Annotated in this window: 20 protein-coding genes; 4 read left to right on the top strand and 16 right to left on the bottom strand. The window is 60.5% G+C overall.

The annotated features are described in order from the left end of the window. The first annotated feature begins 20 nt into the window (after positions 1-20). Complete coding sequence (locus AC1RT6_RS19700; RefSeq protein ID WP_087881126.1) at positions 21-2,516, top strand: glycogen/starch/alpha-glucan phosphorylase; 2,496 nt, start codon at positions 21-23, stop codon at positions 2,514-2,516. Between the two features lie 120 nt (positions 2,517-2,636). Here AC1RT6_RS19700 and AC1RT6_RS19695 read toward each other — a convergent pair whose 3' ends face one another. Continuing rightward, entirely contained in the window at positions 2,637-2,936 is a 300-nt protein-coding gene (locus AC1RT6_RS19695) for an HU family DNA-binding protein (RefSeq protein WP_079446299.1), read from the bottom strand. Positions 2,937-3,216: 280 nt separating this feature from the next. Between AC1RT6_RS19695 and AC1RT6_RS19690 the strand changes: the two genes are divergently transcribed. From AC1RT6_RS19690 to AC1RT6_RS19680, 3 genes are all read left to right on the top strand, one after another. Beyond that, entirely contained in the window at positions 3,217-3,573 is a 357-nt protein-coding gene (locus AC1RT6_RS19690) for a VanZ family protein (RefSeq protein ID WP_079446249.1), read from the top strand. Between the two features lie 135 nt (positions 3,574-3,708). After that, entirely contained in the window at positions 3,709-5,091 is a 1,383-nt protein-coding gene (locus tag AC1RT6_RS19685) for a cation diffusion facilitator family transporter (RefSeq protein WP_079446248.1), read from the top strand. A 203-nt stretch (positions 5,092-5,294) separates the two neighbouring features. After that, positions 5,295-7,601, top strand: coding sequence for a PAS domain-containing sensor histidine kinase (locus AC1RT6_RS19680; protein WP_493029617.1), 2,307 nt, complete (start codon positions 5,295-5,297; stop codon positions 7,599-7,601). A 7-nt stretch (positions 7,602-7,608) separates the two neighbouring features. Here AC1RT6_RS19680 and AC1RT6_RS19675 read toward each other — a convergent pair whose 3' ends face one another. The 15 genes from AC1RT6_RS19675 to AC1RT6_RS19605 all read right to left on the bottom strand — a co-directional run bounded on the left by AC1RT6_RS19675 (position 7,609) and on the right by AC1RT6_RS19605 (position 24,600). Next, on the bottom strand, positions 7,609-10,572 hold the full coding sequence (locus AC1RT6_RS19675; protein ID WP_079446246.1) for a bifunctional [glutamine synthetase] adenylyltransferase/[glutamine synthetase]-adenylyl-L-tyrosine phosphorylase: 2,964 nt from the start codon (positions 10,570-10,572) through the stop codon (positions 7,609-7,611). Continuing rightward, positions 10,569-12,029: a sensor histidine kinase gene (locus AC1RT6_RS19670; RefSeq protein WP_079446245.1), complete on the bottom strand. Its 1,461-nt coding sequence runs from the start codon at positions 12,027-12,029 to the stop codon at positions 10,569-10,571. The genes AC1RT6_RS19675 and AC1RT6_RS19670 overlap by 4 nt, the downstream gene beginning before the upstream one ends. 71 nt (positions 12,030-12,100) lie before the next feature. Next, positions 12,101-12,838 (bottom strand): response regulator transcription factor, encoded by a 738-nt coding sequence (locus AC1RT6_RS19665; protein ID WP_079446244.1) that lies wholly within the window; start codon positions 12,836-12,838, stop codon positions 12,101-12,103. Between the two features lie 322 nt (positions 12,839-13,160). Next, the gene (locus AC1RT6_RS19660) at positions 13,161-14,711 is read right to left on the bottom strand and encodes a Do family serine endopeptidase (RefSeq protein ID WP_079446243.1); all 1,551 of its coding nucleotides are present in this window, start codon (positions 14,709-14,711) and stop codon (positions 13,161-13,163) included. Positions 14,712-15,078: 367 nt separating this feature from the next. Next, positions 15,079-15,642 carry a cytochrome c-type biogenesis protein gene (locus AC1RT6_RS19655; protein WP_079446242.1) on the bottom strand — a complete coding sequence of 188 codons (564 nt, stop codon included), beginning with the start codon at positions 15,640-15,642 and terminating at the stop codon, positions 15,079-15,081. A 7-nt stretch (positions 15,643-15,649) separates the two neighbouring features. Then, the gene (locus AC1RT6_RS19650) at positions 15,650-17,632 is read right to left on the bottom strand and encodes a heme lyase CcmF/NrfE family subunit (RefSeq protein ID WP_079446241.1); all 1,983 of its coding nucleotides are present in this window, start codon (positions 17,630-17,632) and stop codon (positions 15,650-15,652) included. Further along, a complete protein-coding gene (gene ccmE, locus AC1RT6_RS19645) occupies positions 17,629-18,117 on the bottom strand; it encodes a cytochrome c maturation protein CcmE (protein WP_079446240.1) in 489 nt (162 codons plus the stop codon). The genes AC1RT6_RS19650 and ccmE overlap by 4 nt, the downstream gene beginning before the upstream one ends. A gap of 31 nt (positions 18,118-18,148) precedes the next feature. Beyond that, the gene (gene ccmI / locus AC1RT6_RS19640; protein WP_079446239.1) at positions 18,149-19,252 is read right to left on the bottom strand and encodes a c-type cytochrome biogenesis protein CcmI; all 1,104 of its coding nucleotides are present in this window, start codon (positions 19,250-19,252) and stop codon (positions 18,149-18,151) included. A gap of 162 nt (positions 19,253-19,414) precedes the next feature. Next, a complete protein-coding gene (locus tag AC1RT6_RS19635; RefSeq protein WP_493029616.1) occupies positions 19,415-20,806 on the bottom strand; it encodes a hypothetical protein in 1,392 nt (463 codons plus the stop codon). Positions 20,807-21,141: 335 nt separating this feature from the next. Beyond that, positions 21,142-22,542: a sensor histidine kinase gene (locus AC1RT6_RS19630; protein ID WP_079446237.1), complete on the bottom strand. Its 1,401-nt coding sequence runs from the start codon at positions 22,540-22,542 to the stop codon at positions 21,142-21,144. Then, positions 22,532-23,203, bottom strand: coding sequence for a response regulator transcription factor (locus AC1RT6_RS19625; RefSeq protein ID WP_079446298.1), 672 nt, complete (start codon positions 23,201-23,203; stop codon positions 22,532-22,534). The genes AC1RT6_RS19630 and AC1RT6_RS19625 overlap by 11 nt, the downstream gene beginning before the upstream one ends. Before the next feature lie 136 nt (positions 23,204-23,339). Further along, positions 23,340-23,591 carry a hypothetical protein gene (locus AC1RT6_RS19620; protein WP_079446236.1) on the bottom strand — a complete coding sequence of 84 codons (252 nt, stop codon included), beginning with the start codon at positions 23,589-23,591 and terminating at the stop codon, positions 23,340-23,342. A 3-nt stretch (positions 23,592-23,594) separates the two neighbouring features. Beyond that, positions 23,595-23,987 carry a hypothetical protein gene (locus AC1RT6_RS19615; RefSeq protein WP_079446235.1) on the bottom strand — a complete coding sequence of 131 codons (393 nt, stop codon included), beginning with the start codon at positions 23,985-23,987 and terminating at the stop codon, positions 23,595-23,597. Positions 23,988-24,007: 20 nt separating this feature from the next. Beyond that, positions 24,008-24,247 (bottom strand): Pam3-gp28 family putative phage holin, encoded by a 240-nt coding sequence (locus AC1RT6_RS19610; protein ID WP_079446234.1) that lies wholly within the window; start codon positions 24,245-24,247, stop codon positions 24,008-24,010. A gap of 56 nt (positions 24,248-24,303) precedes the next feature. Then, the gene (locus AC1RT6_RS19605) at positions 24,304-24,600 is read right to left on the bottom strand and encodes a hypothetical protein (RefSeq protein WP_079446233.1); all 297 of its coding nucleotides are present in this window, start codon (positions 24,598-24,600) and stop codon (positions 24,304-24,306) included. Between the last annotated feature and the right edge of the window lie 7 nt (positions 24,601-24,607).

The following is a 24,607-nucleotide window of genomic DNA, read 5'->3' as shown; positions in this document are numbered from 1 at the left end:
GAAACAGATCGGGAGATTGGATGGTTTTAGAGATTTCGCCAAAGCGACTTCGTCGCCTCCAAGAGGACGCATCGGCGTGGCCCGAGCTTGAAGACGATGACATCGTCGCGGAAATCAAGAGTGCGATCCTGTCCAAGATCGTTCTGGTGGCGGGAAAGGACGTCAAACATGCCAACATTCACGACTGGTACATAGCGGCGGCGCTGACGCTACGTGATCGCATCGTCTACCAATGGTTCAAGTCCGATCGGGCCACTCAGAATCATGGCGCCAAGCGCGTCTATTATCTCTCGCTTGAGTTCCTGATCGGACGGTTGCTGACAGACGCGCTGACGAATATGTCGCTGATGAGACCATTCCGAATGGCGATCGAGGATCTCGGTATCGACTTCGACGAGTTACGCGATGTCGAACCGGATGCGGCGCTCGGAAACGGCGGCCTCGGCCGACTTGCCGCATGTTTCATGGAAAGCATGGCGTCGCTCGCGATTCCAGCACGAGGTTATGGCATCCGCTATGAACACGGGCTGTTTCGCCAGATTGTTTCAGACGGATGGCAGGAAGAGTTTCCGGAGCAGTGGCTACTCTCAGGAAACCCGTGGGAGTTCGAACGCGGTGATGTCGTGTTCGACATCCAGTTTGGTGGACATCTCGATCGCATTGAGAAGCACGGGCAGGAAAGCCAGACACGATGGATACCCGATGAGACCATCCAGGCGATCGCGTACGATACGCCGATCGTCGGCTGGCGCGGCCGTCACGTCAATGCGCTGCGGCTATGGTCCGCGCGCGCGGTCGATCCGATGCGCCTCGATACCTTCAACAGCGGCGATCACCTCGGCGCGATGTCCGAGATGGCGCGGGCACAAGCGATATCGAAATTTCTATATCCAAGCGACGAGACACCAGCCGGGCGCGAGTTGCGCCTGCGTCAGGAATACTTTTTTGTTTCCGCCTCGTTGCAGGATATTCTCAACCGTCATCTCTACACCGACGGAGATCTCCGGTCTCTGCCGTCCCATGCGTCAATCCAGCTCAACGACACCCATCCCAGCCTGGCCGTTCCCGAACTGATGCGGCTGCTGATGGATAAATATCACATTGGCTGGAACGATGCCTTAGACATCACAACGAAGACAATCTCCTACACCAACCACACGCTGTTGCCTGAGGCGCTCGAGACATGGCCGGTCGAACTGTTCGAACGGATGTTGCCGCGGCATCTCGATATTATTTACCGGATCAATGTGAATCATCTTGCAGCTGCGGAGAAACATTTTGCAGCAGACACGCGGTCGCAAGCCTCGGTGTCGCTGATTGACGAGACCGGCGGCCGTCGTGTCCGCATGGGTCATCTTGCGTTCGTCGGTTCTCATCGCATCAATGGCGTTTCAGCCATGCATAGCGAACTCATGCGTGAGACCGTATTTTCCGATCTGAACAGCCTTTATCCGGATCGCATTACGAACAAGACCAATGGAATTACCTTCCGCCGCTGGCTGCATCAGTGCAATCCGGAACTCACCTCCCTGCTGCAGGATGCATGCGGAGCCGCAGTTCTCGATGAGCCCGAACGGTTACGGATGCTGGAGAGGTTGTCGGATGACCCTGCGTTTCAACAGCGATTTCGAGCCATAAAGCGAACCAACAAGACTGCGCTCGCCCAGATCATAGCCAGACAATTCGGGATAGTCGCCGATCCGTCGGCACTGTTCGACGTCCAGATCAAGCGCATCCATGAGTATAAGCGCCAGCTTCTCAACGCGGTTGAGATAGTCGCCCTTTACCAGGCCATCCTGGCGGACCCCCAAGGCAACTGGACGCCGCGCGTCAAGATTTTCGCCGGAAAAGCCGCCGCGAGCTACCGGCAGGCCAAGCTCATCATCAAGTTCATCAATGACATTGGTAATGTGATCAATAACGATCCTCGAATCAGGGATCTTCTCAAGGTCGTCTTCATTCCCAATTACAACGTCAGCGCTGCTGAAGTAATCGTCCCGGCGAGCGATCTGTCCGAACAGATTTCCACCGCAGGCATGGAAGCGTCAGGCACCGGCAACATGAAGCTCGCGCTGAATGGTGCAATCACAATCGGAACGCTCGACGGCGCCAACATTGAAATTGCCGAACATGTCGGCGAAGAAAATATCTATATCTTCGGCATGAAAGCGGATGAAGTTGTACGACGCCGCGCCATGGGGCTGGATGCAACCGATGTCATAGCGTCGTCGCCGAAACTGGCTGGCGTGATCGAGGCCATCGAGCGCGGTGTATTTTCGCCGGATGACGTTTCGCGTTTCGTGCCCATTGCTCACGCGCTGCGGTTTCTGGACTACTATCTGGTATCTGCCGATTTCGACGATTATTACCGCACGCAGCGCGCTGTCGACACAAAGTGGGACAGTCCGGAATGGACTCACTCCAGCATACTCAATGTCGCGCGCATGGCCTGGTTTTCTTCGGACCGCACGATCCGGGAATACGCCGAGGACATCTGGAACATACCCGTGGCCTGATACCGGTTACCGAGATACCGGCAAAAACCTCGACCCAATCGGCACCTGCGGATGAACCGTAGGCAAGCCTCAACATCGAACCAGCGCTTGGAAAAACAAGGGCCCCGAAGGGCCCCTGCATCACACCGCGTCTTTCGCAGCCTTGACCGGCCGCGCTCTGACGATCTTTCGGGCGGGTTTCGCCTTGAAAGTCATGGGTTCACCGGTGAAAGGGTTGGTTCCTTTGCGCGCCTTGGTCGCCGGCTTCTTGATAACCACGAACTTCGCAAAACCCGGAACCAAAAAGACACCGGTCTTTTTAAGCTCTTTGTAACCTGTCGTCGCAAGCGCCTCGAGAACGCCCTTTACGTCACTTTTGGACAATCCGGCCTGAGCCGAGATCTTCTCAACGAGCTGCGATTTCGTCATCTGGGTTGCCATCATCGATCCTGTCTGTTGATTCGGCCCAGAAAACAATATTTCCAAATCCAACGAAAAAAACACGCCTTGTGGGATTTATAACAGCTTACTTCGACCGCAGGGCTGGTCTCCCCCAGCGATTTGCAAGCAAAACCACGGTCGGGGGCGGTTCGACGAGCAGGAATTGCCCGCAGCCGCCTTCAGGAATGCTTCGACTCGGGCCGGCGCGGCCCGCAGATGTAAAGCGCGGCTGCGGTTCACGCGGCCTTCCCGTAGCGGCAAATTGTGCTATGCGCCAGCGATGAAGATTTTCTTCCGCATCGGCGCTTTCGTTCTGATCACGGCGGTCGTGTTCGCGACACTCGGGCCGGCGCGCTATCGTCCGCATGCCCCGCTCGGACAAGATGGCGAACACGCGCTAGCCTTCATTCTGCTTGGTCTCGCGGTGGGCCTTTCGTTTCCCCAGCGACGGCTACGCGTCGCGGCGGTAGCCATCCTCCTGATCGGCCTTCTTGAGATCATGCAACTGTGGGCGCCCGGCCGCCATGCGCGGCTAGAGGATTTTCTAGTTGATGCCGCGGCGGCGTGTCTCGGCCTTGTCGGCGCTGCCGCGATCGGCTGGCTTACCGCGCGATTGCGTGGATCAGTATCCCGATAACACATGAGCGTCGTTAACCGCAGCTCAACCGCTTTATAATCAGAACAATTCGCAATAACAGAGTCTGCAAATGAAAGGCGCTTGCGCAATCGGGCCGCGCTTTTATCCTGGGTGGCGGGCTGCTAAACCCCGCAGATGTCACGCCTTGCCTCCAAGTCAAAAACCAAAGTCGCCGCCATCTCGATGATGGCCAGCGCCAGCATGGCGACGATCAAGCTCGTGGTCGGAATTGCGATCGGCAGCCTGGCGCTGATTTCCGAGGCGCTGCACAGTTCGATCGATCTGGTCGCCACGATCGTCACGTGGATTGTGGTGCGGATTTCCGACCGTCCCGCCGATGCCGAACATCATTATGGCCATGGCAAAATCGAGAGTCTCTCGGCCCTCGGTGTCATTGCGATGCTGTATGTCCTTGCCGGCGGCATTGTGGTGCAGGCTTACGTTCATTTGCGCGAAGGCGTGCCGCCGCCGACCCTCTCCGCCATTCCGTTCGTCGTGCTGGTCGCGGACATTGTCGTCAATGCCTGGCGCGCCCGTGTGCTGCACCGAACCGCGCTCGACACCCGCAGTCAGGCGCTGGAGGCCGACGCCCTGCACTTTGCCTCCGATGTCCTGGGATCCATCGCGGTCATCATCGGGTTAACGCTGTCTGGACTGGGCTACGCGTGGGGCGACGCCACTGCTGCGATCGGCGTCGCCGTCCTGATTTCCATTCTGGGTTTACGGCTCGGACGCGCCACCATCGAAACCCTCCTGGATCGTGCGCCGGATGGTGTTGCCGAACGAGCAGACGCGGCGATCAGAGCGCTGCCGGATGTCGTCGGCATCGCGAGACTAAGGGTGAGAATGGTCGGTCCTCGGCATTTCGTCGATGTGACCGCCGAAGTCCCTCGAACCTATCCGATCGACCGCATCGACGCCATCAAACAGCAGGCGCAGAACGCAGTGTCCGCCGCTCTCGGCGATGCTGATTTGACGTTTACTGCGATACCGGTCGCTCGCGACAACGAAAGCGTACGCGAACGCATCATGGTGATTGCTCGCAATTCGGGTCTCGCGATTCATCACGTCACGGTGCATGACCTTGGAGAAAAGCTGACGGTCAGCATCGACCTCGAGGTCGACGGCGAAATGCCCCTGGTGGATGCCCATGCAATCGCGCATCGGCTGGAGCATGATATTCGTCACGAGTTCGGTGCAGATGTCGAAGTGGATACGCACATCGAGCCGTTGGAGCCTGAGCTTCCGCTCGGGACCGATGCTGTCCCCACGCGTATCCACGCCATCCGGACAGCCTTGTCTGGTTTCGCCGCCGGCGGGGCGATCCACGACATTCACAACGTGCGAGTCAGAGACACCGAAGCCGGCGAAATCGTCAACTTCCATTGCCGCGCCGCGCCGTCGATGAGTGTCGCCAAGGTGCACGAAAGCGTCGATGAGATCGAACGGGCTCTGCGTCGCGCATTCCCGAGCGTTAAGCGCGTCATCAGCCACGCGGAGCCACCGCGCGAAAGCTGAAAATCCTCGCCGCTCACATGTTCTCGTTTCGGACTCAAGCGGCAACGGCAGCTAGGTACTGAATTTCTCTGTTGGACAAAATTCTTCGCGTTAACGAATCGTTGACTCTCGACAGATTCAAAAAAGTGGATTCAAATCGGAGTGATTCGGAGAAGTCAGAAATTACTCCGATGTGCGGAAAAATTCACACGGGGGCTAAAGGCATGGCGCGCGCTCAGGCGGCGAGCGCTTGCGCTCAATCCGATTCGATCAAAGGATTGGCGCAATCGATCGCGAAACCAGCCTATCGTAGACTGCTGACCGCCGAGCCTTTGCTTCGACGTGCCGTCCCAGCCCTGATCATCGCTTTCCTTGTGACGATATGCGTTGGCGCGCTGGTGCAAGTCATCGATCAGACGCGGCAAAAGCAGGTAATGACGAAACATGATCTGCTGGCACTTGCCGATCTTCTGGCAGAACAGCTTGAGCATGCCGGCGTCGTCGATCAAAAGCGCTCCGCCTCTATCGAGCGCCTCCAAAACCTTTTGCCAAAGCTCATTCCATCTTGGGGCGCTGCCGCCGGTCGCCACGTCATCGTCACCGGCGCTGATCAACGCGTTCTCGCGCGGGTGCCGATCGGGACCGAATCCGGCGAAAGTGGCCGGATATTCGAACTCATCAACATCACACAATCGCCGGCCTTGCGCGGCACGTCGCCTGCAAGCGTCGCCGACATCGTCCTGCTGGATGGCAGCAGCGCGCTTGCGGTCCAGCGAGTCGTCAGATCATTGCTGGGCCAGGTCACCGTCGTTCAGGAAGCCGACACAGTGTGGCGCCCGGACACCGCGTTGTCGATCACCCTGTCGGCCACGACCGGGTTCGTGGTCCTGATTTTAGGCTTTGCCTTTCACTGGCAATCTACCAGAGCTCGCGAAGGTGATCTGATCAATGATGCGGTCCGTGGTCGCATCGATACCGCGCTCAATCGCGGCCGATGCGGACTTTGGGATTGGGATTTGTCGCGCGGCCGAATCTTCTGGTCGCAATCGATGTTCACCTTGCTCGGACTGGAAAGTCGCAGCGACCTACTCACCTTCGGCGAGGTGACCTCACTGGTGAATCCCGAAGACATCGACCTGTTCGAAATAGCGGACCAGCTCATCTCGGGAAAGATTGGTCATATCGATCAAAGTTTCCGGATGCGACATAACAGCGGACACTGGATCTGGTTACGCGTCCGTTGCGAACTCAGTCGCAATGCGAGCGGCGGCGCTCATCTGATCGGGATTGCCGTCGATATCACGGAACAGAAGAGCCTCGCGGAAAGATCGGTCGAAGCCGATCTCCGGCTGCGAGACGCGATTGAATCCATTCCCGAGGCCTTTGTGCTGTGGGATGCAGACGACCGCCTGGTACTTTGTAACTCTCACTTCCAGCGGCTCCACAAGCTTCCGGACAGCGCGGTTGTGGTCGGTACCCCCTACGAGACCGTGGTCGAGGTCGGCCGCATGCCCGAAATCAGGGCGCGGCAGTCCGAAACCGGAACGGTGATATTGGAGTCGCACACCTTTGATGCGCAGCTCGCAGACGGCAATTGGCTTCACATCAGCGAACGCCGCACCAAGGATGGCGGCTATGTGTCGGTTGGAACGGACATCACCCGTATCAAGGAGCATGAGCAAAAGCTTGTCGAAAACGACCTCCGACTGCGGGCGACCGTTATCGATCTTAAACGAACGCAGGCAACGCTTGAGCAACAAGCCATCGAACTCGCGGACCTGGCACAGAAGTACGCGGACGAGAAAAATCGTGCCGAAGACGCCAATCGGGCGAAATCAAAATTCCTCGCCAACATGAGTCACGAACTGCGAACGCCGCTTAATGCCATCATCGGGTTTTCCGAGATCATGAGCAACGGCATGTTCGGAACCCTCGGCTCGAAGAAGTACAGCGAATACTGCCGCGACATTCTGGCTAGCGGCCAATATCTCCTTGAGGTCATAAATGACGTCCTGGATATGTCCAAGATTGAAGCGGGCCGGATGAATCTTGACCTGGAGGCACTCGATCTCACCCGGGTGCTCGACGAATCGCTGCGGGTCGTCTCGGGCCGCACCAGCGACAAGGGCCTGACCTTCGACGTCAAAAGCGATGATGACATCTCCATCCATGCCGATCGTCGCGCGGTCAAGCAGATCATCGTCAATCTGCTTTCCAACGCAGTCAAATTCACGCCGGACGGCGGGCGAGTCATGGCGCGAAGCAAGATATTCGAGAATTCTATAACTCTGACGATTGCCGACACTGGAATCGGCATTGCATCACACGCGCTCCGCAAACTTGGCAAACCGTTCGAGCAGGTCGAAAGCCAATTGACCAAAATCCACGCGGGATCTGGCCTTGGCCTTGCTATAGCCAAGTCGCTGGTCAGCCTACACAGCGGCTCGATGCGGCTTCGCTCGAAACCCGGTGCGGGGACGGTAGTTCGCGTCACCCTGCCCCGTCACTGCCAAGAGCGAACGGCGGCCTGAGCGCAGCTCAAGTCTTGCCTTCTAACAATCTGAGAAATACGGCACGCACATCTGCCTGAGTATCGCGAACGCGCGCCTCGAGCGCCGAAAAATCGGGAGCGTCCCCCGCTCGCGCCAGCACCGGCAACAGATCATCGCCTGCCGTTTCCGGATTGAATTTGTCGCTGACACAGAGCCGCAGGATTTGGGTCAGGTCGTGATAGAGCCGCGCTGCTGGCCGCAGGATTTCCGCATCCGGCAACGACAGCACGCCAAGCCGCTGCGCGTTATCAAGGGCCTGCTGGGTATCGACGTTGAGAATGTCCGGCATGTCCGCAGCGTGCACGAGTTGAAGATACTGCGCGATGAAATCAATATCGACCATGCCTCCAGCGGCATTTTTCAGGTCCCATATATCGTCCTCGCCTTTTTCCAGCGCGATCGCGCGGCGCATCTCCGCGACATCGCTGGCGATAAGACGGGCGTCGCGCGGTCGCATCAGGATATCGCGAATAACTCGCTCGATCCGCTCACAAAAGTCGGGCGACGACGAAATCACACGCGCCCGCGTCAGCGCCATGTGTTCCCATGTCCACGCCTCATGCTCCTGATATTCGGCAAATGAATCGATATGCGAGGCGACGGGACCGGAACGCCCTGACGGGCGCAGCCGCATATCGACCTCGTAGAGAACGCCGTAGTTCGTTCGGGTGGTGAATGCACTGATAAGACGCTGGGTGAAGCGCGCGAAGTATTGCGCGCCCTGCAGCGGCCGCGCCCCGTCGGAATCCGGATGATCGGAATCGAAATCATACAGCAGGATGAGATCGAGATCGGACGATGCAGTCATTTCGCGACCGCCAAGCTTGCCCATCGCAACAATCGCAGTCTCCTGCCTGGAGATCTGGCCGTATTGATTTACGAACTGGTGATTCACCAGCCCATGCACGGTATCAACGATACCCTCGGCAACATCGGCGAACACATGTCCCGCCTGCCGCGCAGATACGGTACCGGACAGGATGCGGGTGCCGATTAGAAAAAGGCTTTCCTGGCCGAACAGCCGTATGCGGTCGAGAAATTCCTCGTAGGAATCCGCGTCTTGGAGCGTGGCCGAGAGCCGCGTGGACAACTCAAGCCGATCCGGCATGGCGCCGAAAAAGCGAGGATCAATCAGCCCGTCCATGATCTGGGGCCGTCGAGCCAGCATATCAGCGAGACGTGGCGCCGCACCGAGCACAAGTGCAACCAGCGCGACGAGATCCCTGTTCTGGCTCAGCAGCGATATCAGCCGACCGCCGCGCTGCAGCGCTTGCAGGAAACGATCAAACGTGACCACGGCGCTATCCGGCTCCTCGGCACGGGCCAAACCGTCGATCAGCGTCGGCACGAATGCTTCAAACGCGATACGCGTCGTCTCGGCCTTGAGGACTCGATATCCGCCTGCCATCCATTGCTGGACGGTGTCGGCAACCATTCTCGGCTGCTTAAAACCGAGCTTCGTGAGATGATCGAGAAGTCGCGGGTCGTCGGGTCCGGACCTGTAATCCGCGACCGGGAGCTTTTCTGCACCCGCGGGGTCGCCCTCAAACAACCGACTGTAGTGTCCCTGCACGCAATCCAGGTGCGCCAGCAGCTCTGCGGCAAAACTCGCCCGATCCTCAAACCCCAGAAAGCGAGCGAACCGCTCCATCGCTTCGGCGTCCGCGGGCAGAGCGTGGGTCTGCTCATCGGCGACCATCTGGATGCGGTGCTCGACCCTTCGCAGAAACAGATATGCGGCGGTCAGTTCATCCCGGGCCTGATGGGTGATCCAGTCGCTTGAAGCGAGAATATTCAGCGCATCGAGCGTGGGACGCACCCGTAATTCGGGGTGCCGCCCGCCAGCCACCAACTGCTGCGTCTGCGCGAAGAACTCGATCTCGCGGATACCGCCGCGTCCGATCTTGACGTTATGGCCTTCGACCGCGATCTCGCTTTGCCCTCGGAAGGTCTGCATCTGCCGTTTCATGTCGTGAACTTCGGCAAGAGCCGCGAAATCGAGATGCTTGCGCCAGACAAAGGGCGATATCTCCGCGATCAAGATCTCGCCAGCCTTCTGGTCGCCGGCGCAGGGCCGCGCCTTGATCATGGCGGCACGCTCCCAGGTCCGTCCTTCCCGCTCGTAGTAGTCGAGCGCGGCGGCGGTCGAGACGGCGACCTGCGTTGACGCGGGATCCGGCCGCAGGCGCAGATCGACCCGGAAAACATAACCGTCACCGGTCCTTTGCTGCAGCAGGCGCGCAAGTCCCTGCGTCAGGCGCACGAAGAAGGGCTGCGGCTCGATCCCGCTCGCGAGCGTCGGAGCCGCAAGATCGAAAAACACGATCAGATCGATGTCGCTGGAATAGTTGAGTTCGCCGGCGCCCATCTTGCCCATTGCGAGCACCACCAGGCCGCTGCCGCCTTCTGGATAGTCGAGATCAGGAGGGCTCAAACGGCCACGCCCCGTCTCCTGCCGCAACAGGAATCGCAACGCGCTCTGAACCGCGGCGACGGCAATGTCGGTCAATCCCGCCGTGATCTGCATCACCGGCCATACCCCGCCGATGTCGCACAACGCAATCAACAGCGCGGCCTCCGCCTTGACCGCCCGAAGCCGCCGCATGGCTTCGGCTTCATCGGCGGCCTCCGCTGCTTCCCAAATCTTGGCGATCAGCCGCCCGAGACGGCCTTCGGGATCGCCTTGTAACAGACGAAGCATCCGGTCGGGATCGGAGCACACCAGATCAAAAAGATAGGGCGAGGACTCCGCGATGCCGAGCAGGATGGCTTTGACCTGCGGAAATGTACCGGCCAGCGTCCTGATCTCGCCCGATTGCTGCGGTGTCAGATCGGACAGCCAATCTTCCAGCCGGCGTTCGGTCTCGATAGGCGCGAACAGTTTTGGTCCGTCCGCAAGACGCGCCGCCAGACAGGCCGCGTCCGCGTCGCCCTTAACGGATGAAATCATGCATCAATCTGTTGCACGTCCACCGTCGGGGCTGCAAGCCCTGAGGCGCTTCGCGCGGGGAGCGACAGCGTGGCGCGCAGACCCGGCTGCGCATCGTCGAGCGTGAGATCGCCGCCATGCAGCTTGGCTACCGCCGACGCCAGGCTCAGACCGAGCCCGGATCCCGCCAGGGTCCGGCTGGTCTCGAGCCGCACAAACCGTTCGACCGCGTGCTTGCGGTTGGCTTCGGGAATTCCGCAGCCATGGTCGGTTACGGCGAGAATAATCCGATCGCCGTCATGGCGAGCTTCGATCAGTATCGTGCCGCCGGCCGCGGCCTCATCCGCGTCGGGCGGCTGCGCAGGCTTGGCCGGCTGCCCGTACTTGATCGCATTTTCGACGAGGTTTGCAAGCGCCTGACTTATCAGTTCGCGATTGCCATGCAGCGGCGCAAACTCGGTCTGAACGCGGAGTTTCAGCCCGTTGTCTTCGGCTAGCGGCTCGTAGAGTTCGTGAATTCCCTGCGTGACCACTGCCGCGTCGAAATCGGCCATGTTGTCACGTGCATGTCCGGATTCCGCCCGGGCGATCATCAAGAGCGCATTGAAGGTGCGGATCAAACCATCGGATTCCTCGATAGTCTGTTCCAATGCCGCGCGATAATCGCTTTCATTGCCGGACTTGGCGAGCGCTTCCTCGGCGCGATTGCGTAGCCGCGTGAGCGGCGTTTTGAGATCGTGGGCGATATTGTCGGACACCTCCCTCAATCCATTCATCAGCGCTTCGATGCGTTCGAGCATCGCATTGAGGTTTTCCGCCAGCCGGTCCAGTTCGTCGCCGCTACGACCGACCGGAAGCCGGCCGCTCAAGTCGCCGGCCATAATGCGCTTCGTGGTCCCGGTCATAGCGTCGATCCGGTGCAGCACCCGCCTCGCCACGAAGATGCCGCCGCAAAGGCCGAGGACCACGACGATCAGCAGCGACCACTGCGCGGCCGAAGCAACCACGCCGATAATGCGATGCCGCTCCTCCAGATCGCGGCCGATCAGAAGCCGGAAATGGTTCGACAGTTCGGTCACGCGAACCAGCGCGTAGTGATGGGCTTGGTCCTGCTCGTCCAACCGGCGATAGGCGGTTTGGGCCCAGCCAGCGGTCTCCATCACACCGGGCTGAAGCGACCCGACATTGCCCGCCACCGCCAGTCCTGCCGGCGTCGTCACCAGATAAAGGTTGGAACCGGGTCGCAGCGCCCGATTTTCAATGGCGCCAACCAATCCGCGCAAGCCGCGGCGGTTGAACACGCCCGTGAGCAGGTCGATTTCCTCGCTGACTGTCGCCGTGATTTGATCGGTGATCAGGCGGCGAGTATTCCAGGCGAAGTACCCGAGAAGGGAGGCCGCAAACAGCGCGAACAACAGCAGATAGACCAACGTCAGCCTTAACGCCGTGGTACGGAACAGCTTACCGAACGCCGTCACGGATCGTCACTCTTGGACCATAGGGTTACTGCCGTCCATTGATCGAAACGCTGTTACGGATATCTATGATTTCAAGCTCGGGATGAGTGAACACCATCACGTATCATGTATCCAGCGCCTCGGATCGTGTGCAGCAGGGGCTGCTCGAAGCCTTTGTCGATCTTGGAGCGCAGCCGCGAAACGTGCACGTCGATAACGTTGGTCTGCGGATCGAAATGATAATCCCAGACGTTCTCGAGCAACATGGTTCTGGTCACGACCTGACCCGCATGTTTCATAAGATACTCCAGGAGACGAAATTCACGCGGCTGCAGCGTCAGTTCCTCCCCACCCCGCGCGACGCGATGCGACAGCCGGTCGAGTTCGAGATCGCCGACGCGATAGACGGTCTCCTCAGCCCGGCCGCCATGACGGCGCGACAGAACCTCCACCCGCGCCAACAACTCGGCAAATGAATAGGGTTTCGGCAAATAGTCGTCGCCACCAGCGCGCAAGCCCTTGATACGATCGTCAACCTGGCCAAGCGCAGAGAGGATGAGCACCGGAGTCCGGATACCCTTGTCGCGCAGACAACCGATCACGGAAAGCCCGTCGCGCTTGGGCAGCATCCGGTCGATCACCAGCACGTCGTAATCCCCACCGTCGGCAAGGGAGAGCCCCTCCTCACCATCGCTGGCGAGATCCGCGACATGTCCGACCTCGCGAAACGCCTTCACGAGGTAGTCTGCGGACTCGCGATCGTCCTCGATGATCAGCAGGCGCATCTGGCTACTGGAATTGTCCAAGAGGTATTGTCTTTCCATCACCATGGCGTGCTCATGCCCCGTGCGCAAGACTGCAAGACCAGACCCCACTACGCAAAAAACGGGCGGTGAAGCTTGGGGCAACTTCACCGCCCTAGTCCTTCCGACGGAGGGGGGCTTTTCCCATCGGAAGGTAACTCAAGGGAACGGGCTTTTGACCCGCTCCCCGGAAAGTGCCGTCGGCGGGGGGCGACTGATGCCGACGACGCTTCCCATCTCCCGCAAGGCTCGTACTTCAAGTCTGGTTGAACTGCGCTGAACCAGACTGAGCCTTATCGATCGGGCATAATCCTATTCAAAAATCCAGATTCACTTTTCGGCATCAGGCTTAGCCCTTCGCGATCGGTATCGCGATGAATCGCGCCGTGCTGCCAGTGCGAACCCGCATCAGAACGCTGTTCTTCTCGTCCGCGCGTGCCGCTTTGATTGCATCGCGTACGTCGGCCGAGTTGGACACACTCTTTCCCGCAACTTCCAAAATCACGTCGCCTTCCTTGAACCCGCGATCGGCCGCCGCGCCTTTTGGATCCACGTCGACGACAACAACACCCTCCGTTCCAGCACCCGCCACTGACGCCGCCGGCGCAACGCTCAAGCCAAGCCTCGGAACGTCGCTATCGTGCGATGAGTCACGATCGCCATAAAGATCAGCCCGGGCTTCCACAGTGTTGGGCAGGGTGCCAAGCGTCAGATTGACGACTTTGTCCGTGCCCTTGTGCAGGATATTCAGCTTGATCGACGTTCCCGGTGCGAAGCTGCCGATGGTCCGCGCCAGTTCTCGCGCATCCCTGACATGGTCACCGTTGACGGCGGTGATCACGTCGCCGGATTGGATACCCGCCTTGGCCGCCGGGCCGTTGGGCTGCGGCTCCGCCACCAGCGCGCCTTCCGCTTTCTTGAGACCGAGGCTATCGGCGATGTCGGATGTCACCGGCTGGATCTGGACGCCGATCCATCCGCGGCTCACCGAGCCCTTGTCCTTAAGCTGAGCGACGACGCTCTTCACCGTGTTTGCGGGAATCGAAAACGCAATGCCGACGCTGCCGCCGGACGGCGAATAGATCGCGGTATTCACGCCGATGACATCGCCCTTCATGTTGAAAGCCGGGCCGCCGGAGTTGCCCTTGTTGACCGGGGCGTCGATCTGGATGAAGTCGTCATACGGACCGGTGCCGATGTCACGACCGCTGGCGGATACGATGCCGGCGGTCACCGAGCCACCAAGACCGAACGGGTTACCGACCGCGAGAACCCAATCGCCAATCCGCACCTTGTCGTCCGACAGTCTTGCAAACGGGAAATTAGAGCCGCCCTCGATTTTGATCAGAGCAATGTCTGTGCGCGGATCGGTCCCTATCACCTTGGCGGTAAAGGTCTTGCCTTCGTCTGTCGTGACTTCGACCTTGTCGGCGCCGTCGACCACATGGTTGTTGGTTACCGCATACCCGTCAGCCGAAATGAAGAAGCCGGAGCCCTGCCCTGTTACGAGGCCATGGCCACGCCGGCCACGCATTCCTGGAGGCAGACCATCCGGTCCGCCAAAGCGGCGAAAAAAACGTTCCATCGGCGAACCCGGCTGGAACGACCATTCCTCGCCGCCGGCTTCCGCCTTCTCCTTCATACGGATCTTGACCGAAATCACCGATGGTTTCACGCGCTCGACGATGTCGGCAAAGCCGATAGGCTGCGCGACCTTGCTAACGTCGGTGTTCACCTGCGCATGGGCGGGACTGGTGAAGAACTCGGCTTTGTCTGCGGAAGGGTTAAACCCGTATACGGCTACGCCGACGCCCGCGACGACCGACGCCATCAACGCGAACTTGCGCGCGGTGACTTTAGAACGAGCGGGGTTTAACTGAGAGGTCGGCAAGTCGATCATGCGAAAATCTCCAGAGACAGATTTGATATAGGTGCTGAAAACCAGCACTTCATGTCCCTGAAGATGGGTATTTGCACCTTACGGCACGCTGGCCGTGAAATTAATGTTTCGTAACAACAGCAAGCGCCCTCATGCGGCGGTTTGGCGCACATCAACGAGTTTCCGCTTCTGATGGAGTTGAAGTGAGTTCTCCGCTTTTTTCTCGCGAACCCTTTGACACTTTGCTCGGAGCCGCTGTGAGCTGACTGGGTCGTCAACCGTCGCACTCCAGAACACAAAGCCAAAAACCGCTCGCTGGAGCACGATCCCAAAAATCGTACGCGGTTTAGGATGCGATCATGTCAACGCAGATGAGGTTGAAGTCGACTCAACCCTTGGACGTCTCACCCGCAGGGCGTTCCGTCGCCACCAGCTTCGCGAGCCGGACCTCTTCTTCCTCGCTCAATCGCGGCGGCGTATCCTGGGCCGCCTTCAACGCTTTCGACCGCCGCCGGCTGTATCCCCAAAGCACCAGTCCGCCGCCGACCAGAAGAATGGGAGTCAGAAGCCAAAGCGCCAGCGTGCTGGTCTCGAAAGGCGGCTTCAGCAGGACGAAGTCGCCATAACGGTCCACCAGAAAATCCAGCACCTGCTGATCGCTGTCGCCAGCGGCGATGCGCTCGCGCACCAGCAGACGGAGATCTCGGGCCAGCGGCGCCGAAGAATCGTCGATCGACTGATTCTGGCACACCATGCAACGCAACCCGCGCGACAGGTCGCGCGCGCGCGATTCCTGTGCGGGGTCGGACATGATCTCGTCAGGCTGCACCGCATGAGCGGAAGACACCGCCACGAGCACAAAACAAAAGGCGGCGCCGAAAACAGGCAGGAACCTGCCCGGTGCAATGAACCGTCTGCGTAGCGACGATAATGCTTGCACGAGTTCATGCATGGCGGCCTTACTCCGCCGGCTGGAGAGCGTGGCCAGACTTCGCCGGTTTCGGCGCCCCGACCCGCAAACGGCGGTCTGACAACGATAGCACGCCGCCAAAAGCCATCAGAACCGGCCCAAACCAGATCAACAGCACCATTGGCTTGTGGTAGATGCGCACCGCGATCGATCCATCGGCGGAGGCATCACCGAGCGAGATGTAGAGCTGGCTCACACCCCGCGTCAGCAGCGACGCTTCCGTAGTCGAAGCCGGGCGCGTCGTGAAGTTACGCTTCGACGGCGTCATCACCGCGATCGGCTGCCCGTCTCGACTGACGGTGAAGCGCGCGATCTGTTCACGATAGTTGGATCGCTGTTGCTGCGTCGTACCCTCGAACGTCAGACTGTAGCCACCGACCTGCGCTACATCGTTCGTCTTCATCGAGGCGATGTATTCAGTGTTCCAGGTGGTTTCGCAGACGATGCCGATCAAGGCCACTCCGAGGCCGGCGTGGGCGAAGACCGTACCCCAGGTCGAGCGCGGCAGCCCCTTCGCCCGGCGCAAGGACACCGCCAGCGACGTACGGAACAGGTTGATGCGCTCGGCGAGATCGCAAAGGGCCCCGAGAATCACGAACACCGCCAGCCCGATCGCCAGCGGCGCAAATGTACTGCCGCCCCGTGTCCACGCCAACAGCACGGCCACTGCGATCACGCTGCCGACGCCGGCGGCGATCAGCCGTTGCGAAGCGCCGAGCAGATCACCCCGCTTCCACGCCAGCAGCGGCCCGAACGGCACCGCGATCAGGAGCGGAACGAACAAGGGTGCGAACGTCAGGTTGAAGAACGGCGCGCCGACCGAAATCCTGTTGCCGGTGATGACCTCAAGCGCAAGCGGATACAGCGTACCGATAAAGACCGTGGCGCAGGCGGTGGTCAGGAACAGGTTGTTGAGCACGAGCGCACCCTCGCGCGAGATCGGCGCGAACAGTCCGCCCTGCTTCAACGCGGAGGCACGCCAGACGTACAGGGTCAGGCTGCCACCGATGAAGGTGCAGAGGATCAGCAAGATGAAGACGCCGCGCGTCGGGTCGGTGGCGAAGGCGTGGACCGAGGTCAGCACGCCCGAGCGAACCAGGAAGGTGCCGAGCAGCGATAGCGAGAAGGTCAGGATCGCGAGCAGAATGGTCCATACCCGGAGCGCGTTGCGCTTTTCCATCACCACCGAAGAATGCAGCAGCGCCGTACCCGCCAGCCACGGCATGAGCGAGGCGTTCTCGACCGGATCCCAGAACCACCAGCCGCCCCAGCCAAGTTCGTAATAGGCCCAGTACGACCCCATCGCGATCCCGAGGGTAAGGAAAATCCACGCCACCAGCGTCCATGGCCGCACCCAACGCGCCCAGGCTGCATCGATGCGGCCTTCGATCAGAGCGGCGACGGCGAAGGAAAACGCGATGGAGAATCCGACATAGCCGAGATACAGCATCGGCGGATGCACCGCGAGCCCGATATCCTGCAACACCGGATTGAGATCGCGGCCTTCCATCGGCGGGTTGGCGATCCGCATGAACGGGTTCGATGTCAACAGGATGAACAGGTAGAACGCTGTCGCAATCCAGCCCTGCACCGCCAGCACATGGGCGCGCAGCGTCAGCGGGAGATTATTGCCGAACGCGGCGACCAGTCCGCCGAACAGCGCGAGGATCGTCACCCACAAAAGCATGGAGCCTTCGTGATTGCCCCAGACGCCGGTGATCTTGTAGATCAAAGGCTTCAGCGAATGGGAGTTCTGGAAGACATTGACGACCGAGAAATCGGAAACGACGTACAGTGTCGCCAGCGCAAAAAACGAAGCAGCGACAAACAGCAATTGCGCTAGCGCGGTCGAGCGCGCCACGTTCATCAACGCGCCGTCGTGCAGTTTCGCACCGATAATCGGAACCACGGATTGTATCAAGGCGAGCCCGAGCGCCAGCACCAGCGCGTAATGTCCGATCTCAGCGATCATTGCGACACCTCCGGCTTGCCCGAGGCCTCAACAGCTCCGGCCTGCGCGCCATAATCGTCCTTCCAATGCCCCTGCTTCTTCAAGGCATCAGCGACCTCCTTCGGCATGTAGGTCTCGTCGTGCTTAGCCAGCACGGTGTCGGCCTGGAACACACCCGACCTATCGAGCGCCCCCTCGGCGACCACACCCTGCCCTTCGCGGAACAGATCGGGTAGAATGCCCTTGTAGGTCACCGGGAGAGTCGCGCTTCCGTCAGACACCTGGAATGTCACTGCGAGATTGTCACCGCGGACCAACGAGCCAGTCTGCACCAGTCCGCCCAGCCGGAAGCGTTGCCCCGGCTGAATGTGTTTCTCCGACACCATCATCGGCGTCGAAAAAAACACAATGGAGTCGCGCAGTGCATTCAGCACCAGCGCGGCTGCGATACCGAGCACCACGAGCGATCCGCCGATCATCGTCAAGCGCCGCTGCTTGCGAGTCATGTTTCACCTGCGCGCAAAGCAAATACCTCGATCATCCATCTATCCCGAGCGCCTTGAACCCTTCGTTGAGCTGGCGCAAACCTGCTTCATTCTGCCCGAGCGCGCGGCGCGCGTCATCGCGCACGGCGCGCGACTTCTCCGGCTCATTGAGCACCATATAGGCGCGAGCCAGCCGCAACCATCCTTCAACATCGTTGCTGTCCTGCTTCAGGCGCGCAGCAAGCCGGTCGACCATCCTGTGAATCATTGCGGTGCGATCCGCTTCATTCATGTCGTTCGCCGCGGCCACCGCTTCGTCCGTCGGACGAGGCGCGCCGTCCCCGACCTGCGCCAGCGCCTCCTGTACGGTCGCACGCCACTGCGCATCCCCAGGCGCATCGGCCAACAGGGCCTTCCATATCTTGACCGCGTCGGTCGTGCGGCCGTCCTGCTCCGCGGCCATTCCGAGGAAAAAGCGCGCCTTCACCTCCTGAGGATTCAGCGCGACCGCTCGCTCGAACTCGTTTTTCGCGTCGGCAGTGACGATGCCATTGGCGGCCCCGGTCATCGCTGCGCCGAGTTCGGCGCGGCGTTGCGCGGTTTCGCCCTCATACGTGATCACGTTGCGATAGGCGCGCGCTGCCTCATCGAAGCGACCGAGTTTTGCGAGCACCGGCGCCAAAACGGTCCAGCCCCGGCCGTCAGCGGGATTCTTTTCCAGGTGCGATTCGACCTGCGCCACGAGGTTGTCTAGGGATTGCGATGAATCGGCCGTTTGAATGCGCGCCGCAAGGGGAAAATCGGGCAGTTGGGGCGACCCCAGGGGAAGGTAGATCACGAACGCCAGCAACGGTATCCCGGCCAGCGCTACGACCGCCACCGCACGACGCAGCCAGAGTTGCGACTCTTGGGGCTGATGGCTTTCCGCATCAGCCGCCTCCAGGAGCCGCCGTCCGATCTCGACTCGCGCCGCAGCCGCCTCTGGCTCGCCGATCAGGCCCGCGGCGGCATCACGTCCGACCTCTGCCAGCTGGTCGCGGTAAACTGTGGTCTCGCTGCCACCCGAGGTTCGCCGCTTGCTCGACCGGCCGAGGGGCCACAGCACCGCAAAAGCCGCTCCGGCGGTCATCAGCGCGAACACAAACCACAACGTCATCTCATCAGGGTTCCGTTGGACCGGCGACGGAAACGGCCGATCCGATGGCCGGGTTACATCACGACTGGGAAAAGGACGCAATTGACAATTGCGGCACAATCGGCGGCAAACATCCACAACCGCATGATTTGATGGAGTTTATTCAGAAACGCCCCTGCCTGCTCACCCCGCCCGCGATGATTTGCGTTCGACCGTGAGCGCTTGTTCTGCCGCCCGGCTCATCAGCGACGAATAGTCTTGACCAAACAGAACCTCGCAGAAGCGGATCACCGCCTTGACCTGTTGCTGGCGGAATGCGCGGACACGCTCATCACCGTTGCGAAGCGATTCGACCAGTGTTTCGGCGGTCCGCTCGACGTAATGCTGCAAATCCGAATAGGTCCGCATGGTGACTTCGTTGATAGCCAGCTCGCTGGCGTAGTTCCGGCACACCGCGACGAAATCGATCAACGCGGCGGTTTCCTCGACCTCGATCGGGTCGAGCTGCGCACCGGATGGAATGTCCTTGTCGGGCCGCTGACGCAGCAGACGCCGCACGCGGCCGGAGACGCCCTCGATTTCCGATTGCAGAACCTCGGAAATATTGACCCTGATCGCCGCGAGCTGACGACCCCAGTTTGAATCGGAGCGGATATCGAGTTCGGTCCGCAGCCCGCGAACGCCATCATGCAAGGTCTTCAAGTGTTGGGAGACATTCTCGAACCGGCCGCGCCGGATATCGGTCCGCAAGCCTGCGGACGTCTGCGACAGATCGTCGAGCGCCATCTTGACCGCCACGCCATAAGGCGTCGCCGCCACTCGTATCTCGTCGTCCGAACCCGCTACCCGGACCGCCAGGCGGATGATCTGCCACGATGCGGACAACCGCTGCATCACCAGCGACAATGCAAACGGCAAGGCCAGCGGCGTTTGCAGGGAAGGAACATTAAGCGCCATCATCACGGAGGCGATCTGCGACTCGCCGAAGATGTGCAGAAAACTCGGCAGCCGGCTATTTAGGGTGTCGAGGGCATCGCGCGCGTTCAGAACCGCTCCGATTGCGGCCAGATCTTCAACGACGCTGGGGGCTCCGATGCGACCAAGTGCGCGCTGGCGATCCATATCGGAACGATCCGTGAGGGTCCGCTGGATCGCGGCTGCCGCGGCCAGCTGAAAAGTCCGCGCGGCCGCCTCGATATCGGACGTCGATCCAATCTGAGTCGCCAACGCAGCCTCGAACGCGTGCGCGGCGGCCGGTGCACCCTCGCGCGCCAGCCACTGCCAGACCGGCATGAGCGAGGTGCGCCGGATCTGCCCGGGGCGTAACACGACGCCGTCCTCCACAAGAAACGGATGCAGATGACGGAACAGATGTTGAGCCGGGTTTTCATTCCGCTGCTCGCCGTCACCCGATCTGCGGACGATCCGGCGCAGCTGATCGAGTACAAGGTTGGCGACCGCGGCGTCTTCGCCGCGCTCCGCCGCGCGCTCGAACTCTCGCATAAGCAACGCCTGCGATTTCGGCGGAAGCTGCGCGAGATAGTCCTTCAGCCGTTCAATCGAGGTCTGGTCCATGCACGCACATCTTCGCGCGAACGATCGCGCGGGCACCGGAAAGCCGTAGCGTGTCATATCAGAGACGGTCTTAAGGATGCGTTGCAGAAGGCCAGAGGACTTTCGAGACAACGGGATACCGGTTCGCGTGAAGAAAATACCTCAAATAAAATCACAATCCCGCTCCGATTCCATCGGAAGCGAAAGGGCTCGTTCGAGACTCGAACACAAATCAGCAAAGCTTTGATTTGATTCAAACTCGCGGGCCTTCCGATCGCGCCCCAGTTCTCGTCGGCATTCCGGCAAGTGGTTCTGCGCACAGTAGGGAGTTGGCATGGGGCCAGCGAAACGGGAACTCAAACCGCCGGCAGCAAGAGTTCGGCGCGCAATCCGCCGGTCGGCGCCGTATCCAGTGTCAGGCGACCGCCATAGAGAGCCGCCAGATCGGTGACGATCGACAAACCCAGTCCGGAACCTGGCTTGGTCTCGTCAAGGCGGCGCCCGCGCTGCGAAGCCTGCATCCGCTCGGCATCCGACAGTCCCTGACCGTTATCGTCGACAATAATCCGCAACATCGCGGGTTCCGCTCCGGAAGACGGACGGACCGAGACGTTAATGAACGCCCGCGAATGCGCCCACTTGCAGGCATTGTCCACGAGATTGCCAACCATCTCCTCGAGATCCTGGCGCTCGCCGCAAAACTTCGCCGCCGGGCTGACGTCGACATCGATAGCGACATCGCGGTCGCGGTGAATCTTCTCCATGGTCCGGCGCAGCGCCTCGACGACGGGCGCGACATCGGTCACCGTTCCAACGACGGTGAGCCGCGCAGCCATGCGGGCGCGTTCCAGGTGATGAGCGACCTGATTGCGCATCATCTCGGCCTGTTCGAGCATTTTCACGGCGAAGGGATCGCGCTCATGCGAGCTGGCCTCATTGATGATAACCGAAAGCGGTGTCTTGACCGCGTGCGCGAGGTTACCGACGTGGGTGCGGGCACGCTCGACGATGTCACGGTTGGCATCGATCAGCGCATTGGTCTCGCGGGCGAGCGGCGCGATTTCGACGGGGAATTCGCCCTCCAGTCGTTCCGCACGGCCGGACCGGATATCCGCGATCGCGTCTGAGATGCGTTTCAGCGGCGCAAGACCAAACCGCACCTGAAAGATCGTTGTAAAAAGCAGCCCGATCGTGAGCGCGGCAAATGTGCCGCCGAGATAATAGTCGAAAGTCCGCGATTCATCGAAAATTTCGCTGGCGTCTCCGGCCACAGCGACACGGAACTTGCCGTCGGCGCCAAGATCGACCGGCCGCTCCACCATGCGCAGGGTTTGCCCTTCTGGCCCGTCGACATATCCGACGCGGACTCCGGATAAGGAAAGCTCAATCCCCTGATCCTCCAGCTTCGGCAGCTTATTGTCCCATAGCGAGCGTGACGCGCGGGTTTCCTTTTTCTTGTCCGGATCGCTGCGGTCAATTTCCCAATACCAGCCGGATAACGGCAGATCGAACAGCGGCTCGCCGAGCGACTGGAACTGATGATCGGCAGGCTCGTCAGGCGCCGTCACTTCGGCAATCAGGGTGCGAAGATAGAGGTTGAGGCGACGGTCGAAGGCACGCTCGGACGCTGAGCGATAGACCGACGACAACACCACGCCGGTGATGAGCAGAACGACCACAACCCACGCGGTCGCGGAGAGAAACAGCCGCGTAGCCAGCGAATTGGAACGGACGCCCGGAAACTGCCTAGCGCGCATTTGCCGGCGGCGTGAGCAGATAGCCGAGTCCGCGCACCGTCTGGATGATATCGACGTCCAGCTTTTTGCGGATGCGGCCGACAAAAACTTCGATGGTGTTGGAGTCGCGATCGAAATCCTGATCGTAAAGGTGTTCGACCAGCTCGGTGCGCGACACCACCCGACCGGTGTGGTGCATGAGATAGGCCAACAGCCGGTATTCATGCGACGTCATCTTGACCGGATTGCCGCCGACGCTGACGCGGCCCGTGCGGGTATCCAACGTCACCGGCCCGCAGGTCAGTTCGGATTGGGCGTGTCCTGTGCTCCGTCGCAGCAGCGCCCGCATCCGTGCCAGGATTTCCTCCAGATGGAACGGTTTCGCGACATAATCGTCGGCGCCGGCGTCGAATCCCTGAACCTTGTCGCTCCAGCGGTCTCGCGCGGTAAGAATCAGGACGGGCATGGTCCGTCCCCCGCGTCGCCAAGCCTCCAGCACGGAAATGCCGTCCATCTTCGGCAGGCCGATGTCCAGCACCACCGCGTCATAAGGCTCGCTGTCGCCAAGGAAATGTCCCTCCTCGCCGTCAAACGCGCGATCGACCACGTAGCCGGCGTCGGTCAACGCGGTCGTAAGCTGGCGATTGAGGTCGGGATCATCTTCGACGACGAGAAGGCGCAAAGCGGACTCCTGATTCCTCCCGTCAAGATGGACCGCCACCGCGTGAATGGCAAATGAACAGCAAGAACCCGCTTACGCCTTTTTTCCGCCCGGGGGGCGGACACGCCTGCGCTGGCCGCCGAGCCGACCTACCAGGTCACGTCGTGGTCGAGCCATCATCAGGCGGCAGCGGACTCAGGAACACGTCGGCCTCGGCGTTGATCCGGGCCAGCACCGCATCGATCTCTTCGGCGGTTGCATTGCTGCCGCGTATCAGGCCGGCGATGGCCTGAACGTAGGGGATCGAGGAGACCACGCCTTGCTCGATCGCGGGGGCGACCTTGACGATGGCGCTGACGATGGCTTCAGCGGCCGCAAGGCCGGCTGTTACTTCTGCTGCGGTGACCATGCGCTATGCTCCTGATAAGAGGATTTGCTGGACGACGATCAGCGCCGACCGCGCCGCCGCTAGCGCGTTGGTGATGTCGACGGACGGATAGGCCTTCTGCAACGCGACCAGATTGTTCACGGCGAGGCGCGCCTTGCGCATCGCCGATTGCAACCTTTCGATCACCGAACGTTTGGCACAGATGTTGGCCACCCCCGGCTCGGTTCCCGTCCGGCAAAGTGGCAGCGCCTTATAGGCATTGGCGGCATTCACCGCGACGCCAAAGGCGTTCTCGATGCCGTACACCGTATTGAGCGAAACGGCGGTGTTCAGATTCAGCGACGGCAGCGCGACGGTCTGGCAACCTGCCAGCGCCAGACCGGAAACGACCGCTATCGTGGCGACAAGTTTTCGCATGAAAGCTCCTGTTGTCTGGATTACTTGACCGCGCCGGTCGCGCCGCTGACGGTCGGCACGTCGGGACGCGCGGCGGTGGCCGAGCGAACCGTCCTGGTGTCGGCCTTGACGTAGAGCCCCCATGCCACCGTAAAGAGCGTACCGATCGCGCCGATGATGCCGGTCACCTGGTCAGCGGTGACCCATCCCTTGCCGGTAGCGAAGCTTCCCGCCGCGATCAGCAGGTAGCGCACGATCTGCCACACCGAATCCGATGTCATGTGTTGTCTCCAGTAATGTTTTGAGGATTGCGCGAGCCCGTCGCGCGGCGGTCGTTCTATTCACTCGCGACCCGCGCGTGCGAAGTAATCAGATTGGTATCGATGCGCTTGAACTCGATTTCGCGCTCGCTCGCCATTCTGGCCAGCTCGTAGTCTCGCTTGGCGTCGGTCTGCCGCTTGCTGGCTTCGTCCTCGTTGCGAAGCCGGATCTTCGCGAGTTCGAGTTCCTGATCGAGGGCCAGACGGCTGCGCCGCGTGACCGCGAGCGACGCAACGGCTGAAAGGCAGATGAAGGCAACACAAAGCACGGCGGCGGAATTGAAATCCACCGGCCCAACGATTTGAGAGAGCATGAAAGAT

Source organism: Nitrobacter sp. MLSD-S21, from assembly GCF_058809865.1.
The sequence above is the reverse complement of the archived record's forward strand: the minus strand, read 5'-3'. Positions and strand labels throughout refer to the sequence as shown.